This is a genomic window from Sphingomonas hankyongi (assembly GCF_023516575.1).
Taxonomy (GTDB): domain Bacteria; phylum Pseudomonadota; class Alphaproteobacteria; order Sphingomonadales; family Sphingomonadaceae; genus Sphingomicrobium; species Sphingomicrobium hankyongi.
The window spans coordinates 582,290-599,019 of sequence record NZ_JAMGBE010000003.1; the positions used below are offsets into that span (position 1 = coordinate 582,290).

The following is a 16,730-nucleotide window of genomic DNA, read 5'->3' on the forward strand; positions in this document are numbered from 1 at the left end:
CGGCCGCGCGGCCCCATTAGCCGCCCTGCCGGTGGCGTCAAATTGTGCAGCTTCCGCCGCAACGACCGAGCAGTGACGCTTGCCCGGAAACGCTAAAGTTCGTAGCGGATTGGAATGGACGATGGAGGAATGTCCTCAGCATTGGATCGCGCCGACCAGGCGCTCCAGCGGATCGAGCGAGCCTTGGCTGGCCGGCAGGCGGCAGTCCCCGCGCGCGATGAAGAGCTTCGCGCCAAGGTGCGCGAAGTCGTCGAAGAGCTCGATGAATTGATTCGGGAGGCAGCGGCTTGATGGCGGCCATGATCGACCTGTCCATCGCCGGGCGCACGTACCAGGTCGCATGCCGCGAAGGAGAGGAGGAAAATCTCCGTGCCGCGGCCCGCCTGGTAGACGGAAAAAGCCGCGAGGCGCTCGCCGGGCTAGGCTCTCTTAGCGAAGCTCGCCAGTTCCTGTTCGCTTCGCTGCTGCTTGCCGATCAGCTGATCGACAATCGACCCGACGCCGAGCCGCCAGCTCAATCGGCACCGGATCCGGAGCTCGTCAGTCGCGCCGAGACACTCGCCAATCGTCTCGAGTCGCTCGCGGCACGGCTTGAGAACGAGGCATCTGCGTCTTAAATAGACCTCGACGGGCACTACCCGGTGCGCGCCTTCGGAAAATCCCTGAGGCGATATGATCCACTTGGGAGCTGTCCCTGCCCGGATTCCGGTCCGGATCACACGGCACCCACCTGACGTTTTGGCGTCAGAGGATTTTAGGGCAAACGGCCACGGTGGTCCCGTCACCCCCTTTCTCTCCCGGCCCGCGGCCTGAAATGGAGCCGCTGTCCAAGGAGTCGCTACGGCGGATCGCACTCGACGCGCGGAAGGCGTTCCTTTCTACGCTGTCGGACGCGGAGCGGACTCGCCTGGAGCAGAAGCTTGCCGAGCATCTCACCTGGCTATGCGCCGGAGCGCGAGTCGTTGGCGGCTATGCCCCCCTTGGGTCTGAAATCAGCCCGAAACTGGCGACCGAGGAAGCCCGGGCCGTGGGCGCGATCGTGGGCTATCCCGCCTTCGACAACCCAGCCAAGCCGTTCAAATTCCGTGCTGGGGACCCTCTCGAACCGGGTCCGTTCGGCATTCTGCAGCCGAAGAAGTCCGCCCCGATCGTCGAGCCCGACCTTGTTCTGATCCCCTTGCTTGCAATCGATCATCGCGGAACGCGGCTTGGCCGCGGCAAGGGGCATTATGACCGGGCGCTCGTGCGCCTCAAGAAATCGAAGGCGCGACTGGTCGGCCTGGGATGGCAGCTGCAGCGCCTCGATCAGGAGATTCCAGCCGACGAGTGGGACGTGCCGCTGGATGCATTCGCCTCCCCGGAGGGGGTCGAATGGTTTCGCCAGGCCCCGCTTCCGTTCTAGTGCCCGCGCGCATGACACCTTCGACCCGGCCGCTCATCGGAATCGCCCTGATTCTCCTTCTCATCATGCTATGGGCGGCGTTGGTCGCAAGTCTCGCCCCCTTCGTCGGAACCTGGCCTGTTCTCGTTCAGGCTCCATTCTATCTCATTATGGGAATAATATGGATCATCCCATTGAAACCGTTGGTGAGATGGGTTCAGACGGGCCACTTCAAGGCACCTTCGAAGTGAGCAGTTGAAGCAGCTGTATTAGAAGAGTATTACAGGCGGGCATGTCCGAAGCAATGACACTTTCTCACCCCCTCGCGGGGCTCAAGGATCGTGCGGCGCAGTTGAAACTTCGCGCGGCGAAGCTTTGGCGCTCGCATCCGCGCGAGGCGGTCGGCTTCGGCGTTCTGGGCCTTGCCGTCGCCGTGGCCGTTGGCGGTGCCGCCCACTCTACTCCGGACGTCCAGCCGGCGGTGGCGCCTCCTGCTCCGCCCCCGATGCTGATACGCCAACTGGCGCCGGAGAAGGCGCTGCAGGTGAACGAGCAAATCCCGATTGCAGTGGGGCCGAATCCTGCTGCCGCACCGTTCGTGTTCAAGGGTGACAAGACGGCGCGCGCGCGCGCGCTCGAATGCCTCACGAGCGCGGTCTATTACGAAGCCGGGCAGGAAAGCACGGACGGACAGCGCGCCGTGGCGCAGGTCGTGCTGAACCGCGTCAGACATGCGGCATTCCCGGCGAGCGTATGCGGTGTCGTCTATGAGGGATCGACCCGGGCGACCGGCTGCCAATTCACCTTTACCTGCGACGGATCGCTTTACCGAGGCCCGGACGCCGCCGGCTGGCGCCGTGCGTATCACGTCGCCGAAGCCGCGCTGGCCGGCTCCGTTTACGCGCCTGTCGGAAACGCGACGCATTATCACGCCAACTATGTGGTGCCCTATTGGGCGTCGACGCTGGCAAAAAATGCAGTGGTCGGCGCGCATATCTTCTACCGCTGGGCAGGCGGATGGGGACAATCGGCAGCATTCACGAAAAATTATGCGGGGCGCGAGCCGAACGCTGAAGCTCTGAAAACCGCAGCCCTCGCCGCGGAGGCCGCGACTGCTTACCAGTCGCCGTCGACCGTCGCCGAAGCAGTGAACGAGATTCCAGGCGCCCAGGCCCTTCCGCTCAAGCCATCGATGCGTGGCGACAAGCAGGTTGCGGTACGCTTCAACCTCGTCGCTCGAGAAGCGTCCGAGAAGGTTGAGCACAAGGAATATGTCGAGAAGTTCAGCGCTTCCGACAACCTGCGTTGGACGCTGTCAGGCGACAGTGCAGCGAGCACGGAGCAGCCGCTCGGTAGCGCAACCTCGGCCGCCGGCGGAAGCGCAGCCGGGGCGACCGCACAGCGTTAGTCGCCGACTGCGGCCTCCGGCGCCGGATGTAGGCGCGCCGCAATGGCAAGTTCGACATGTAGACGCACTCGATCGAGGCGGCTGTCCATCGCCAGGGAATCGTTCGAGAACAAGGTTGCCGCGCTCATCTGTCTGCCAGTCACGGCAAGCTCGCCGAAAGGTCCGCGATCGCGAAGCGGATCGCGGTCGAGCAATTGCACTGCCGCGTCGTCGAACGCAGCGCAGCGATCGAGAATGGCGACATCGGGGTTTGCCCGAAGCCGCGAGAAGCAGTCGCGGCTTGCGGAAGCGAGGGCCATTTCGTCGCGGTCGCGGGCCATCGCGAACGCATCGTTCACCGCACGCTCGACTGCCATTGCGTCAACCGGCGCGGAAATGGCGTCGCCAGAGGGAGATACGGTCGATCTCTTTGCCAGATTAAGGCTTGGCGGGATGGAGAGCGGCGTCGCGACGCGCACCATCGGGCCGACCAGGATTGCAACTCCGATGGCCAGCGCAGCAAAGACGACCGTGGAGCGGACACGTCCACGACGATGGGGGTCGATGTCGCTCCAGTCCTGCAGATCCAGCGCCTCGCGCACCCTCCCTGCAAGCCGCAGCTCTCGATACGCGCGGTTGATGTCGGCAGCGCGCCGCGCGTCGCCGCCGTCGCGATCGGGATGGTGACGCTTGATGAGCCTCTTGTAGGCGCGCTGGATCGTCGCTGCGTCCGCGCCGGGTTCGACGCCGAGGGTTGCATAAGCGGACGCATCGGCGGCCATGGCGCCGTCTAGTCCAGGAGCGACAACGATGAAAAGTGGCGCGAGTGACGGGGCTCGAACCCGCGACCTCCGGCGTGACAGGCCGGCGCTCTAACCAACTGAGCTACACCCGCGTTTTTGGCGTGGCGGCGAACTAGGTGGCAGGCTTTTCAGTGTCAACCATGGGTGGACCGATTTCCCGGCGTTCGTCCTCCTCCTCTTCGTCGGGCTCACCCACATGGGTCAAAGTCCCATGCTCGAAGAGGAATCCGGCGATATCCGGCGTGCCGGCAGCCGAGAAGACGGTCTTCATGATGATCAGGAGGGGTACGGCGAGGAGTGCGCCAGTCGTTCCCCAGACCCAAGCCCAGAACGAAAGCGAGACGAGAATCGCCAGCGGGCTGATCGTCAGTCGATGTCCCACCACCAACGGCGTAAGGACATTGGCCTCAACCAGGTGAAGGCTGATGAAGGCTGCGGGCGGAAGCATGGCAGCCCAGATGTCCGGAAAGGTCATCAGGCCGCCAAAGAATAGCAGCAATGCGCAGACGATGGGGCCGAGATACGGGATATAGTTGGCCACAGCGACAATGCCGCCCCACATGACCGGCGAATCCATGCCGAGCTGCCACAGGAGGAGCGCCGTCAGCGCTCCGAGCCCAATGTTGATGACGGTGATCGTGCCCAGATAGGTCGAGGTCGCATCGACAACCTGCTGGATGACCCGCGCGGTCGTGAGCGCCCCTTCGAAGCTGCCGCGGCTGACGATCGTCTTCTTCCGCATTGCGGTCCACCCCGCGAGGAAGAAGTAAATGACAAGCAAGGAGAAGAAGAGCTGGATCAGCAAGTGCGGTGCCGACGAGGTGAGCAGGCCAAGCATTGAGTTCGGCGTCTCGATCCTGACCGCTCTCGTGCGTTCCTGCGTGATCGCAATCTGCGACATCGTCCGGTCGATGAAGCGATCGAGGTTCTTGTAGAGGTCGAAGACCGGCTCGAGCGTCGACCGGACATGGCCAATCTTCTGCGGGACCTGCGCCACCCAGTCCGTTGCCGGGATGACGATCGATCCGATGGCGAAAATTGCAAATGCCAGGAATATGACGAGGCAAAGGGCGGAGGCGGCACGGGATGGGACGCCCCGCCGCTCGAACCATTCAAGCATCGGCACCAAGGCGATGGCGACCACGAGCGCGGCCGTCACGGGCATGAAGAATTCCGCGCCTGCGCGAAGCGCGAACGGCAGCGTGATGAGAAGCCCGATACCCGCGATCAGGGTCAGGGACGCAAGGAGGCGATCCCGCTTCGCTGGGCTAATCTCGTCGTCATTGTCCTGGGCTTGCTGCCGCTTGGTACGCGCGTCCATGCGAAGACCATATCCGCGCACGGGGGCTCCGACTAGCGGTCCTTTGCGCTGGTGCCCCTGGTCCGACTCGAACGGACACTCCGGTGAAGGAACTCGATTTTGAGTCGAGCGCGTCTACCATTCCGCCACAGGGGCCCCGCAGCCCGCGTTAGCTAGGCGAGCGCCTGCCGCGGGGCAACCGTGAAGCGATCAGCGGGCGAAGGAGAAAGCTGTCGGCGCCGCGCCGTAGCGATTTGGAACCGTCGATCCCTTCTTCATGAAAAGGGTCACGAGGTTCGCAAAGGCGAGCAACGTGATGCCCAGAAATCCGAGCGCCACGATCTGCGGCAGGATTCCGCGGAAGCCGAGCACGAGGCCGGAGAGGAACAACATCACGCAGGGAACAACCAGTTCGCGGCCGCTCTTGCCCACGTCGTGAAGGCGCCGCACGGCGACGGCGAGTTGCGGGATGAACAACAGTGCCGCGACCAGCCCAGGCAGAGCGCCGCGCATGCCAAAGATCGCCCCAACGAAGCCGGCCAATGCATTGGCAATGATGACGAAAGCGAAGAAACACCAGAATTCCTGTCGCGACGCGCGACCATTGAATTCGGCATATTTCTTGAGCGTCTGCAGAGCGGATTCGAAGATGAACATGACTGGCCCCTGTTATACGCGCACTCGGGCGCACGCGGCATGATCGGGGTACGCGCTTAATATTCTATTACAGCAATTTATTACCGCGATTAGTTCCTCGGTGCCTGGCGCCGGTAGCTGAGCGCCTCGGCCACATGGATTCGGCCGACCTGCTCAGTGCCGGCCAGGTCGGCGATCGTTCGCGCTACGCGAAGCACGCGATGAAAGCCGCGCGCCGATAATCTCATTGCAGCAGCCGCATCCGCGAGCAGCTTTCGCCCCGGATCGTCAGGCGTAGCGACGCGATCCAATAACTCGCCGTTCGCCTCGGCGTTCGTGCGTACGCCATTGCCGTTATAACGGTTGGCCTGAACCTGCCGCGCGGCTGCAACCCGGTCCGCCACCTGTTCGCTTCCCTCTGCGGGTGGAGGCAAAGTGAGATCTGCAGCGGAAACGCCGGGTACCTCCACGTGCAGGTCGATCCGGTCCAAAAGCGGCCCTGAAACGCGCGCCTGATAATCGGCGGCGCACCTCGGCGCCCGGCTACATGCGAGAGCCGGATCGCCGAGGTGGCCGCACCGGCAGGGATTCATGGCAGCGATGAGCTGTACCCGCGCCGGGAAGGTGACGTGGGTATTTGCTCTGGCAACGCTGACATTGCCGGTTTCGAGCGGCTGGCGAAGAGAATCCAGAACGGCCCGCTGGAATTCCGGAAGCTCATCCAGGAACAGGACGCCGAGATGCGCGAGGCTGATCTCTCCCGGACGTACGCGCAGGCCGCCGCCGACAAGAGCGGGCATAGAGGCACTATGGTGCGGCGCCCGGAACGGTCGACGCCGCCTGATCTTCCCGCCGTTGAGGTCACCGGCGATCGACGCAACCATCGACACTTCGAGCGCTCCCGAGGGCTGCAGCGGCGGCAGGATGCCCGGAAGGCAGGCCGCGAGCAGAGACTTGCCCGCGCCAGGCGGACCGCTCATCAGCAAATTGTGGCCGCCGGCCGCTGCGATCTCGAGAGCGCGCTTGGCAACCTCCTGCCCTTTCACCTGTCGAAGGTCGGGCCCGTGGTCCACGGGTTCCGCTTCAGGCGACGGCGGGGATTGGAGAAGTGCGGTGCCCTTCAAATGCGCAAGCAGCGCGAGAAGGTCGGGCGCAGCGATGACGTCGAGCTGACCGGCCCAGCTCGCTTCGCTCCCCTGAGCGGCCGGGCAGATCAGACCTCGTTCCAGAGCGGACGCGTGAATGGCTGCGAGGAGCACACCCGGCGATGCTGCAATCCGTCCGTCGAGGCAGAGCTCGCCAACCGCGACATATTGCGCCAGCGCCTCGGCATCAGCTGCTCCAATGGCAGCAAGCAGGCACAAGGCGATTGGCAAATCGTAATGCGAACCTTCCTTCGGCAAGTCCGCCGGGGAGAGGTTCACGGTGATCCGCTTGGGCGGCAGCGCTAGGCCGATCGCGGCCAGCGCCGCTCGAACGCGCTCGCGGCTTTCGGCCACGGCCTTGTCGGGCAATCCTACGATGATGAAAGCGGGAAGGCCGGCGGAAAGCTGGACCTGGACCTCGACGGCGCGAGCCTCGAGCCCAAGATACGCAACAGTGGCGACGGTCGCAGCCATCAGGCTCCGTCCCCGGCACACGAAACAGCAGTCAGCGTTCCCCCTAGCTCGGCGGCGTCACGCTAGCGCGGCGCAGTGCCAAACCGCAAGGCGCTTGCGCGAAACGCCTCGGCCAACCAAATGCGTCGCATGACGAGGCGGGAGCAGTGGCGCAGATTCTTCGACAAGCCCTGGGTGGAATGGGGCCTGTTTGCCCTGGGCGTCGTCCTCGTCATCATCGGCATCATCGTCGCTCCGCTGCCCGGCCCCGGCGGCGTATTCTTCATTGCTCCTGGCGCGGCCCTGATCCTGAGGACCAGCATGTGGGCCAAGCGCCACTATGTGAAATTCAAGCGCTGGCAGCCCAAGGCCGGGCGATGGACCGACTGGGCGCTGAGGCGGCCGAGCGCCCAACGGCGAGCAGCCCTCCGCAAGGCCGAACGCGAGGAAGTCGAACTACCATCGGAGGGTTCGAGCAATTGACTTCGCGCGCATGCTCGACTATCGGCGCGCTCGACAGCGGCTGCCTCATTTGGCGGCCCTTTTTCATTTAGAATTTGAGGCATGAGCGATGAAGCGCACCTTTCAGCCGAGCAATCTCGTCCGCAAGCGCCGGCACGGCTTCCGCGCGCGCATGGCGACGGTCGGCGGCCGCAAGGTCCTGAACGCACGCCGCGCCCGCGGCCGCAAGAAGCTCAGCGCCTAAGCACGATCAAGAAGCGCGCCGATTTCCTTGCCGCCAATAGCGGCAAGCGTGCGTCCACGCCCGGCTTCATCCTGCTGGTGCGGGATCGCAAGGACACCGACCAGGCGATGAGGGTCGGCTTCACGGTCACCAAGAAGATCGGCGGCGCCGTCATCCGCAACCGGATGAAACGGCGTTTCCGCGCTCTGGCCCGGGAAATTGTTCCAGCGCGAGGCTTTCCTGGTTCGGACCATGTGATGATCGGCCGCGCCAAAGGCATCGAGCGCGATTATGGGCAGCTGCGCGCCGAGTTGACGAGCGCGCTAGACAGGCTGCGCCAGCAATGATCGCGCGGCTGCTCGTAATGGTTGCGCGCGGCTGGCAGCGCGGCCCGTCACAGATACTCCCCCCAAGTTGTCGTTATCAGCCGAGCTGCTCGGCCTATGCGATCACAGCGATTGAACGCTATGGCGCAGCCCGGGGCAGCTGGCTCGCGCTCAAGCGCATCCTGCGTTGCCATCCCTGGGGCGGCCAAGGCTACGACCCCGTACCGTGAGGATTTAAGTGAACGACAGCAAGAACATGATCCTCGCGGTGGTGCTGAGCGCGCTCGTCCTGCTCGGATGGAGCTGGGCGGCCAACCGCTTCTTCCCGACCGCTCAGCCGCAGAGTACGAAGATAGAGAACGGCAAGCAGCAGCCGGTTTCCCAGCCGACGGCACAGCCCCAACCGACTGCGGCAGCGCCAAAGGCCATGCGTGCTCGGAATGTGGTGCTCGCATCGACGCCTCGAATTCGCATCGTCACTCCGTCACTGCAGGGCTCGATCAACCTGAAGGGCGCACAGATCGACGACCTCACGCTCGTGACTCAGCGCCAGACGATTGCGAAGAATTCGCCGCCCGTCCGGTTGCTGTCACCGCTCGGCGCGCCGGGCGCCTATATCGCCTCGTTCGGTTGGACCGTGGAAGGCGCGCCCGCGCCCAATCTCGATACCGTTTGGACGGCGAGTAATCAGGTTCTCACTCCCGGCCGGCCCGTTACGCTGACCACAGAGATCAGCGGTGTCCGCTATGAGCAGCGGATCAGCATCGATGACGGCTATCTTTTCACGGTCGAGCAGCGGGCGACCAACGCATCTGGTCATCCGGTGATCGTCCGCCCGATCGGACTTGTCAGCCGCGCAAGCAAATCGAACGACCGCGACAGCTGGACGATGCACGTCGGTCCGATCAGCGTCTTCGACGAAAAGGCCGATTATGACGTCGACTACAAGACCCTCGACGAGGGAGCGCAGAGCTTTGCAAATGTCAAAGGCTGGCTCGGCTTCACCGATCACTTCTGGCTGACCGCACTCGCCCCCGTCGACGCTCAAATGGCCGCGGATTTCCGGCGGTCGCCGAGCGGCGGCTACCAGGCCGATTACGCGCTGCAGCCATCGACTCTTGGGCAGGGCCAGACCGTCACGTCCAAGGTCAACCTATTCGCGGGCGCGAAGGAGAAGACCTGGCTCGACCGTTACGAAGACGCCGGGACCGTGAAGATCTCCAAGTCGATCGACTGGGGCTGGTTCGAATTCTTCATGCGGCCGATCTTCGACCTGCTGATGTTCCTCTTCCGCACCGTCGGGAACTTCGGAGTGGCGATCATCTGCCTGACGCTGATCGTAAGGCTGATCATGTTTCCGATCGCCCAGAAGCAGTTTCAGTCGATGGCGGCGATGCGCAAGCTGCAGCCCAAGATGAAGGCCGTTCAGGAGCGGTGGAAAGACGACAAGGCGCGTCAGCAGCAGGAAATCCTGAAGCTGTACCAGGAAGAGAAGATCAACCCGGCGGCCGGATGCCTCCCCCTCCTCCTCCAGATCCCCGTCTTCTACGCGCTTTACAAGGTCCTGCTCGTCTCCGTCGAAATGCGGCACCAGCCCTTCGTCGCCTGGATCAGGGACCTTTCGGCGCCCGATCCGCTCACACCGGTCAACCTGTTCGGCCTGCTCCAATTCACGCCGCCCGCATTTCTCGCGATCGGCGTCCTGCCGATCATGGTCGGAGCCACCCAGTGGCTGTCGATGAAGCTGAACCCGCAGCCGATGGACTCGGCGCAGGCGCAGATTTTCGCGATCATGCCGTGGGTGCTGATTTTTGTGATGGCGCCGTTCGCGGCCGGACTGCAGCTTTACTGGATGACGAACAACATCCTCACGATTGCTCAGCAATGGTGGCTATACCGCAGGTACGGCTTGCACCTGTCGGATACGCATCCGGTCCACACATGAGCGGCGAGGTTGACGAGGAACTGGCCGAGCGTGCGCGAAAGCTTTTCGCCGGGCCGATTGAATTCCTGAAGTCAGCGCCCGGGCTCCAGTTCCTCCCGGACCCGACCGCGCCGGAGATTGCCTTCGCTGGCCGGTCGAACGTCGGCAAGAGCTCGCTGCTCAACGCGCTTACAAACCGCAAGACTCTCGCCAGGACGTCGAACACGCCCGGACGGACCCAGGAGCTCAACTTTTTCGATGTGGGAACCCCGTTACAGTTCCGGCTCGTGGATATGCCGGGCTATGGTTTCGCCGAGGCGCCAAAGGACATGGTCAAGCGCTGGCGTTTCCTAGTGAACGACTATCTGCGCGGTCGCGCCGTCCTCAAGCGTGCCCTCGTCCTCATCGATTCCCGGCACGGCCTCAAGGACGTCGATCGCGATATCATGAAGATGCTCGACGATGCTGCGGTCAGCTACCATCTGGTGCTCACGAAAGGCGACAAGGTGAAGCCGACCGAGCTGACCAGGACGTTGGACGCGCTGAGCGCCGAAGCAGCGCGGCATCCCGCAGCCCATCCGCTCATCTTCACGACGTCGAGCGAAACGGGTAGCGGCATTGCCGAGTTACGGACGGCTGTTCTCGAAGCAGCCACCGCCTAAGGAGTCCATCTTGCTCAAGCTGATCATCGGCAATCGCGCTTACTCCAGCTGGTCCTTTCGCGGCTGGCTCGCCTGCAAGCAGTCCGGCCTCGACTTCGAGGAGCTGGTCGTGCCGATGTTCGACGCCGACTGGGAAAAGCGTCGTGAGGGCGACGAATTCGCGCCGTCGCTAGGCAAGGTTCCCATCCTCTGGGACGGCGAGTGCGTCGTCTGGGACAGTCTGGCGATCATAGAGTTCCTTGCCGATCGTGTCGGCGGCGACGTCTATTGGCCTGAAGAAGAAAGTGCCCGGGGCATGGCACGATCAATGGCTGCCGAGATGCATTCCAGCTTCACCAACCTGCGGCGCGAGCTTCCCATGAACGTCCGCCGAAGCTTCTCTCCCAAAGAGCTGAGCGATCCGGTCCGCGAAGAGATCGACCGGATCCTCCAGCTTTGGGCGCAGGCTCGCGCGCGGTTCGGCGGAACGGGCGACTACCTCTTTGGCCATTGGTGCGCGGCGGACATGATGTTCGCCCCCGTGGTCACGCGCCTGATCACCTACGGCGTCGCGGTTCCGTCGTTCGCGGGTGTCTACATGAAGGCCGTGCTTTCGCATCCGCATGTCATGGAATGGATCGACAAGGCACAGGACGAGCCCTGGGTCATCGAGCAATATGAGGCGGACAAGGCCGCCTAGCCTGGCCGCTTCGTGCCGCCGTAAGGCGTTCCGTCCCGGTGGGCATAGGTGCCTTGAGGCGTGAAGATCAGGTCTATGTCCGAATAGCCGCCGCCGGTGTTCGTCCCGCCTCCGATGACAACGAACGTGCAGTCATGCGCGCTCTCGTTGATCAGGTGATGTCCGTTCGTGCTGCCTTTGGGCCAGGAGGCGCAGTCGCCCGGGCGAAGCACTGTCCGGCCGTCGTCTTCGACCAGCACGGCCTCCCCATCGAGCATCACGAGGAACTCGTCTTCGCCATTGTGCCAGTGGCGTTGCGAAGACCATGAACCGGGCTTCAGCGTGACGTGGCTCACCCCGAAATCCGACAGTCCCGTCGCCGGCGCGAGCCGCCTGTACCATCGGCCTCCGACTTGCTCGTCGAACGGCGGCGGATAACCCGTTCTATTCACCTGCTCGATTGCGTCCAGGTCGACCTTGGGCATCGGATGCTCCTTTGCTACGCCGCCCTTATGACTGATCCCGTCGACCCCATTGCGCTCGCACGCGCTTTAATCAACTGCCCCAGCGTCACGCCCGCCCGCGGCGAGGTCTTTGACGTGTTGGACAGCGCGCTTTCCGCGCTCGGTTTCACGATTCATCGATGGGTGATGGGCGGGGCTCCGGACGGCCCGACGGAGAATATGGTCGCCACTCGAGGTTCGGGATCACCCCATTTCGGCTTTGCCGGCCACCTAGACGTGGTCCCGCCCGGCGAAGGCTGGAGCGGCGATCCCTTCGATGCCCACATCGATAACGGCGTGCTGGTTGGGCGCGGCGCGAACGACATGAAGAGCGCGATCGCCGCCTTCGTGGCCGCCGTGTCGAGAGTCGAGCAGGACAAGGGCACGATCTCCTTCCTGATCACCGGAGATGAAGAAGGCTATGCGACCTACGGCACGCCGCGCATCATCGATTGGCTGAACGAGCGGCAAATCCGCCCCGACGTGATCTTGATCGGTGAGCCGACATCGGTCGATCGCCTCGGTGACACGGTGAAGATCGGGCGCCGCGGCTCGGTGAACATGTGGATCGAGATTCCCGGAGTGCAGGGACATGTTGCCTATCCTCACCGGGCAACCAATCCGATCCCCGCGATCGCGCGCGTCGTGTCGGCGCTGGACGCCATTCATCTCGACGACGGCAATGACGCCTTTCCTCCTTCAAACCTCGAGTTCACGGCAATCTCCGTCCCGACTCAGGCGAGCAATGTGATTCCGGGCTCGGCGACCGCGCAGCTCAACATCCGCTTCAACAATCTCCAGTCCGGGGCCGAGCTCGTTCGAATGGTGGAGGGGGTGGTCGAACGAGAAGCCCCAGGCGCCGTCGTCAAGGCGCGAATCTCGGGCGAAGCATTCCTGACGCCACCCGGAAGGCTGTTCGACGTCGTTGTGGAGAGCATAAGCGAGGAGACCGGCCTCCAACCCGAACTGTCGACTAGCGGCGGGACGTCCGACGGGCGGTTTCTCATCCAGCTTTGCCCCGTGGTCGACTTCGGCCTGCCGAACGCATCAATGCACAAGCTCGACGAGCATGCGGCTGTAGAAGATATCGAAGCGCTTGCGCGGATTTACGAGCGCGTCGTTCGGAAGGCTTTGGGCTAGGCGGCCAATCGGGTGTATAGGGGTGCAGGGGGACAGGTCCAGGAGGAGGACCCCTATGCGCAAACATCGCGGAGCCCAGGCCGCCGTAGTGCTTTTGCTGCTTCTCGCGCCCGCCTCGTCGGTGGCAGCGCAGGATCGCGGCGGAGTTCGCAGCGAGACCGAGGAACGCCTGCGGAACAAGGTAGACTCAAGCTATCTGTGGAACCTGATCGGGCTGCTTGGCCTAGTAGGCCTCGCTGGTCTCCACCGAGGCCATGATGAAGATAGCTACCACCCGGCAAGTTTTGAGTAAGCGCTCATCGCCGGTCGCAGCGGCCGCGAGCATCATCGTCAACTAGGCCACCGACTTCGAGCTTCGGACAGCGTTGCTCGTCCAGTTGACGAATTCGTCTTCGAACATCGCAGGGGCGAAGACGAACCCCTGGACGGTGTCGCAACCCATTGCGCGCAGGATGTCCGCTTGAGCTGCGGTCTCCACCGCTTCGGCCACCACTTCGCAGCCTATGCCCTTGATCAGCTGAATGACCGCCTGCAGGATCACCCGGGCCTTCTCGGAGCTTTCGATGCCCAAGATCAGGGAAGGATCGATCTTTACCCGATCCAGGGGGATCGTGCGCAGGCGCGCCAGATTGGAATAGCCCGTCCCGAAATCATCTAGTGCGATTCGAGCCCCATCGAGCCGTAGTGCGCCGATCTCAATGAGCACGGTGTCGCTCGCTTCCATGGCGGCGCTCTCCGTGAATTCGAGCTCCACCAGGGAAAGCGGAACATCCGCCTGCGCAAAGGTTGAACGAAGCTTTGCGAAAAAGTCCGCACGATCCAGCTGACGCGGGCTGATATTTATTGCGATCCGTCCATCGAAGCCCTCTCGGCTCCAGGCGCTTAGAGTTGCTGCCATTTCCGCAAGAACCCAGTCACCGATCTCGGCGATAATGCCGCTCCGCTCGGCAACCGGGATGAAGCTCGAGGGAAGCCGCATTCCATCAACCGGGTGGTTCCAGCGCAAGAGCGCTTCGGCTCCCGCCACTTCTCCAGTCAACAGGCTCATCTGGGGTTGGAAGGCGAGCAGGAACTCGCCGCGTTGCACCGCTTGAGATAGCGCAAGCTCCGTTTGCAGTTTCTCTTGATGCTCGGCAGCAAGCTCCTTGTTGAAGATACAATGTTGGCCGCCGCCGTTGGATTTTGCGCGGTACATGGCGACGTCTGCAGACCGCATGAGAGCCTCGACGGTGGTTCCATGGTCAGGCGCTAGGGCGACGCCGATCGAAGCACCGATGTCGACGCTATGCGACGAGATCTCGAAAGGCTCCGCAATTTCCAGCGCGATGCGTCGTGCAATCCGCTCGACGCGAGCGCGTTCGGCTTCCGGGAAGAAGATTGTGAACTCGTCGCCGGCGAGACGGGCCAGCAATGGGCGCATGCTCGCCTTACCCGCGAACTCCGCGTTGACGACGACTCGCAGGCGGTTGCCAACCATGATCAGAAGCTGGTCGCCCCGGGCGTGGCCGAGGCTGTCGTTGACCATCTTGAATCGATCCAGGTCGACGAAGAGCATCGCGCTGCGCTGATCGGGCTTGCGCTCACTCAGAAGCTTGTCGGCTTCGGACCGGAAATGAAGGCGATTGGGAAGCGACGTCACCGGGTCGTACATGCCGAGCGCATGGGCATTCTCGATCGAAGCTCGGACCTCAGCGAAAAGCGTGTCGACCGCGGACGCGAGGACCGGCATAGCGCGCCGCAGGGGTGCAGGCGCCGGTGAAACCAGGTCGCCGGCTTCGACCGCCATCAGACGCTCGCTCAACGCCGAAAGGGCTCGTGCGCTCTCGCTATTGGGGCGCTCGGAGGCAATGTAGCTGACCAGCAGGCAGAAAGCGCCGGCGACAATCGCAGCGAGAAGCTTTTCGTCAAACTCCGTGACGTAGAGCAGTGCGCCCAGCGAAAAGACGAAGGACGCAAACCCTGCCATACACGACAAAATCGCGTTGCTGAGCTGTTGGGCCGTCCCGGCTTTCATCAAATATCGCGCCCCTACCCGCCCGCGGTACGGGATCGGGGTTAACAAACCGTCAGCGTGCGCGACGAAGAACGATATAAAGGCTGCCGCCCCCGCCATGACGGCGATGCGCGTCGCGAACGGCGGCGATGTGCGACGCATGGCGCGACGCTGCGAGCCAATCGTGCACGGCAGCGCGGATGCGCCCGCGCGCGACGGGCGGATGTCCAGGCCGGTGATGCCCGGTGATGAGCAGCATCAATCGGTCGCCTTGCCGGATTGCGCGGTCCAGTTGGGCGTCGATGGTTTGCCAGGCCCGATCCAACGTCATCCCGTGCAGATCCACTGTGCGATCGGGCTCGACCGAGCCGGACCGGAGCCGTTTGTCCCAGCTACCGTCCAGAGTCGCGGATGCATGCGGACGCGGCGTCGACTTTTCGATTGCTGTTGGCCGTAAGGGCGGGATTCGCTTCGCGGTCGCGGAGGCCGGAATCGCCCTTTCGGCTGGAGCCTCGCGCTCCGGCGCGTCCCGGGACAGCGGCCTGATGCTCGCCGTCACCCGTGCCCACAGTGACGCCTCTTCAGGGTTGAGCGAGCGCACGGGCAGCGACGCCCTTGGGCAGCAGGATGAGTGCTTGGCCCGACGCCGACATTCCGCCAGCGATTCGCGTGGCGTCGTCACCGGCGCCCCAATAAGTATCGAAGCGATTAGGGCCTTTGATGGCACCGCCGACATCCTGAGCAATCCAGAGCCCTGTCGCCTCTGGACGGTCCATGGTGAGGAGGACCGGAGCCCCAAGCGGAATGAACTTTGGATCCGCCGCCACGGTGCCGCGCGGAGTGATCGGAAGCCCGAGCGATCCGAGTGGCGGGCCTGGCAGCTCCTTGAAGAAGATGTAGGAGAGGTTTTCGCGCATGAGCGCCCGTCCCTCGTCGGGATTGGCACGGATCCAATCCTTTATCGCCTGCATGTTGGCTCCGCCGGGAGGCAGGACGCCGCGCTCACGAAGCAGGCGGCCGATCGCGACATATTCGCGGCCGTTTTGATTGTCGTAACCGATCCGCATGACGGTCCCGTCGGGAAGCCTCAGCTCGCCGGAACCCTGGATCTCAATGAAAAAAAGGTCGACCGGGTCCGCTGCCCAGCCGATTTCCAAGCCCTTGTTGGCAAGCGCACCGTCATCGATCTCGGCACGTGTGTAGTAGGGCACGCAAACGCCGCTCGCATCGAGTCTGCCGCGGCCGGTCGACCCGTCCGCGCGGGTGCAGCGCACCAGGTCCGGCGGAGTCCGATAAATCGGTATCGTATATCCGGCCCCTGCCGTTCGAGAGCCGGCTGTCTCGGGGATGTAATAGCCCGTGGCAAAGGCCTGGCCGTTAGCCACTTGCACCCAGTCGAAACGGTAGAAGAAGAAACCCGGCGCATACTCCGGCTGCAGGGTGGCTGCCTCGCGGCACACGGCGCTCCAGTCCGCGGGCTGGGTCAGCAAGGATGAGTCTTGCCTGCGGGTCAGCGCGGAGCAACTCGTACGGAATGCCTGGAGCGCTCTCACCGCGTCCTCCGCCTTGAGCAGCTTGGGCTGGCCGATAGCGACTCCTGCAGCGCGCGCGTTAGGCGCCGTCGTCGGGGGCGCAGGCGATGGCGTCGGAACAGGCGCAGGAGTTGGTTTGGGCGCGGGCGCGGGCGGCGGAGGTGCCGGCGCGGGAGTGGGTTGCGTCGCGCAAGCGGCCAAT

At 63.6% G+C, this 16,730-nt stretch carries 22 protein-coding genes, 2 tRNA genes and 1 other RNA gene; 15 read left to right on the forward strand and 10 right to left on the reverse strand.

Annotated features, from left to right (window positions below):
* Positions 1-129: 129 nt before the first annotated feature.
* From LZ538_RS11415 to LZ538_RS11435, 6 genes are all read left to right on the forward strand, one after another.
* A complete protein-coding gene (locus tag LZ538_RS11415; RefSeq protein WP_249832131.1) occupies positions 130-291 on the forward strand; it encodes a hypothetical protein in 162 nt (53 codons plus the stop codon).
* A complete protein-coding gene (locus tag LZ538_RS11420) occupies positions 291-617 on the forward strand; it encodes a cell division protein ZapA (protein WP_249832132.1) in 327 nt (108 codons plus the stop codon). The genes LZ538_RS11415 and LZ538_RS11420 overlap by 1 nt, the downstream gene beginning before the upstream one ends.
* An 11-nt stretch (positions 618-628) precedes the next feature.
* Positions 629-783, forward strand: a non-coding RNA gene (gene ssrS, locus LZ538_RS13440) — 6S RNA.
* A 31-nt stretch (positions 784-814) separates the two neighbouring features.
* Positions 815-1,402, forward strand: coding sequence for a 5-formyltetrahydrofolate cyclo-ligase (locus LZ538_RS11425; protein WP_249832133.1), 588 nt, complete (start codon positions 815-817; stop codon positions 1,400-1,402).
* An 11-nt stretch (positions 1,403-1,413) separates the two neighbouring features.
* Positions 1,414-1,632 (forward strand): DUF2842 domain-containing protein, encoded by a 219-nt coding sequence (locus LZ538_RS11430; protein ID WP_249832134.1) that lies wholly within the window; start codon positions 1,414-1,416, stop codon positions 1,630-1,632.
* Between the two features lie 41 nt (positions 1,633-1,673).
* Positions 1,674-2,789, forward strand: coding sequence for a cell wall hydrolase (locus LZ538_RS11435; RefSeq protein ID WP_249832135.1), 1,116 nt, complete (start codon positions 1,674-1,676; stop codon positions 2,787-2,789).
* On the opposite strand, the gene LZ538_RS11440 is transcribed toward LZ538_RS11435, so the two are convergent.
* From LZ538_RS11440 to LZ538_RS11465, 6 genes are all read right to left on the reverse strand, one after another.
* Positions 2,786-3,550 carry a J domain-containing protein gene (locus LZ538_RS11440; RefSeq protein ID WP_249832136.1) on the reverse strand — a complete coding sequence of 255 codons (765 nt, stop codon included), beginning with the start codon at positions 3,548-3,550 and terminating at the stop codon, positions 2,786-2,788. The two genes, LZ538_RS11435 and LZ538_RS11440, sit on opposite strands and share 4 nt — an antisense overlap.
* A gap of 36 nt (positions 3,551-3,586) precedes the next feature.
* Positions 3,587-3,663: transfer RNA gene (locus tag LZ538_RS11445), tRNA-Asp, on the reverse strand.
* A 20-nt stretch (positions 3,664-3,683) separates the two neighbouring features.
* Entirely contained in the window at positions 3,684-4,892 is a 1,209-nt protein-coding gene (locus LZ538_RS11450) for an AI-2E family transporter (protein ID WP_249832137.1), read from the reverse strand.
* Between the two features lie 49 nt (positions 4,893-4,941).
* Positions 4,942-5,027 (reverse strand) — tRNA-Leu (locus tag LZ538_RS11455).
* A 54-nt stretch (positions 5,028-5,081) separates the two neighbouring features.
* The gene (locus LZ538_RS11460; RefSeq protein WP_249832138.1) at positions 5,082-5,528 is read right to left on the reverse strand and encodes a DUF805 domain-containing protein; all 447 of its coding nucleotides are present in this window, start codon (positions 5,526-5,528) and stop codon (positions 5,082-5,084) included.
* Between the two features lie 89 nt (positions 5,529-5,617).
* A complete protein-coding gene (locus LZ538_RS11465) occupies positions 5,618-7,126 on the reverse strand; it encodes a YifB family Mg chelatase-like AAA ATPase (RefSeq protein ID WP_249832139.1) in 1,509 nt (502 codons plus the stop codon).
* A 129-nt stretch (positions 7,127-7,255) separates the two neighbouring features.
* Here LZ538_RS11465 and LZ538_RS11470 point away from each other — a divergent pair, with 129 nt between their 5' ends.
* The 7 genes from LZ538_RS11470 to LZ538_RS11500 all read left to right on the forward strand — a co-directional run bounded on the left by LZ538_RS11470 (position 7,256) and on the right by LZ538_RS11500 (position 11,381).
* The gene (locus LZ538_RS11470; protein WP_249832140.1) at positions 7,256-7,588 is read left to right on the forward strand and encodes a PGPGW domain-containing protein; all 333 of its coding nucleotides are present in this window, start codon (positions 7,256-7,258) and stop codon (positions 7,586-7,588) included.
* Between the two features lie 88 nt (positions 7,589-7,676).
* On the forward strand, positions 7,677-7,811 hold the full coding sequence (gene rpmH, locus LZ538_RS11475; protein WP_192589922.1) for a 50S ribosomal protein L34: 135 nt from the start codon (positions 7,677-7,679) through the stop codon (positions 7,809-7,811).
* Between the two features lie 5 nt (positions 7,812-7,816).
* Complete coding sequence (rnpA, locus tag LZ538_RS11480; protein ID WP_249832221.1) at positions 7,817-8,137, forward strand: ribonuclease P protein component; 321 nt, start codon at positions 7,817-7,819, stop codon at positions 8,135-8,137.
* Entirely contained in the window at positions 8,134-8,346 is a 213-nt protein-coding gene (gene yidD, locus LZ538_RS11485; RefSeq protein WP_249832141.1) for a membrane protein insertion efficiency factor YidD, read from the forward strand. Before rnpA ends, yidD begins: the two co-directional genes overlap by 4 nt.
* 8 nt (positions 8,347-8,354) lie before the next feature.
* Positions 8,355-10,061 carry a membrane protein insertase YidC gene (yidC, locus tag LZ538_RS11490; protein WP_249832142.1) on the forward strand — a complete coding sequence of 569 codons (1,707 nt, stop codon included), beginning with the start codon at positions 8,355-8,357 and terminating at the stop codon, positions 10,059-10,061.
* A complete protein-coding gene (yihA, locus tag LZ538_RS11495) occupies positions 10,058-10,702 on the forward strand; it encodes a ribosome biogenesis GTP-binding protein YihA/YsxC (RefSeq protein ID WP_249832143.1) in 645 nt (214 codons plus the stop codon). Before yidC ends, yihA begins: the two co-directional genes overlap by 4 nt.
* A 10-nt stretch (positions 10,703-10,712) precedes the next feature.
* A complete protein-coding gene (locus LZ538_RS11500; RefSeq protein WP_249832144.1) occupies positions 10,713-11,381 on the forward strand; it encodes a glutathione S-transferase family protein in 669 nt (222 codons plus the stop codon).
* Here the strand turns inward: LZ538_RS11500 and LZ538_RS11505 are convergent.
* Positions 11,378-11,845 carry a cupin domain-containing protein gene (locus LZ538_RS11505; RefSeq protein WP_249832145.1) on the reverse strand — a complete coding sequence of 156 codons (468 nt, stop codon included), beginning with the start codon at positions 11,843-11,845 and terminating at the stop codon, positions 11,378-11,380. The genes LZ538_RS11500 and LZ538_RS11505 overlap by 4 nt on opposite strands.
* Before the next feature lie 27 nt (positions 11,846-11,872).
* On the opposite strand from LZ538_RS11505, the gene dapE reads away from it, so the two are divergent.
* Positions 11,873-13,003, forward strand: a complete 1,131-nt coding sequence (gene dapE, locus LZ538_RS11510) for a succinyl-diaminopimelate desuccinylase (RefSeq protein WP_249832146.1) — start codon at positions 11,873-11,875, stop codon at positions 13,001-13,003.
* Positions 13,004-13,058: 55 nt separating this feature from the next.
* Positions 13,059-13,295 carry a WGxxGxxG family protein gene (locus LZ538_RS11515; RefSeq protein WP_249832147.1) on the forward strand — a complete coding sequence of 79 codons (237 nt, stop codon included), beginning with the start codon at positions 13,059-13,061 and terminating at the stop codon, positions 13,293-13,295.
* Between the two features lie 42 nt (positions 13,296-13,337).
* On the opposite strand, the gene LZ538_RS11520 is transcribed toward LZ538_RS11515, so the two are convergent.
* From LZ538_RS11520 to mltA, 3 genes are all read right to left on the reverse strand, one after another.
* On the reverse strand, positions 13,338-14,969 hold the full coding sequence (locus LZ538_RS11520) for a putative bifunctional diguanylate cyclase/phosphodiesterase (RefSeq protein WP_249832148.1): 1,632 nt from the start codon (positions 14,967-14,969) through the stop codon (positions 13,338-13,340).
* Between the two features lie 100 nt (positions 14,970-15,069).
* On the reverse strand, positions 15,070-15,597 hold the full coding sequence (locus LZ538_RS11525; protein ID WP_347402766.1) for a Smr/MutS family protein: 528 nt from the start codon (positions 15,595-15,597) through the stop codon (positions 15,070-15,072).
* Positions 15,578-16,486, reverse strand: coding sequence for a murein transglycosylase A (gene mltA / locus LZ538_RS11530; RefSeq protein ID WP_347402767.1), 909 nt, complete (start codon positions 16,484-16,486; stop codon positions 15,578-15,580). The genes LZ538_RS11525 and mltA overlap by 20 nt, the downstream gene beginning before the upstream one ends.
* Between the last annotated feature and the right edge of the window lie 244 nt (positions 16,487-16,730).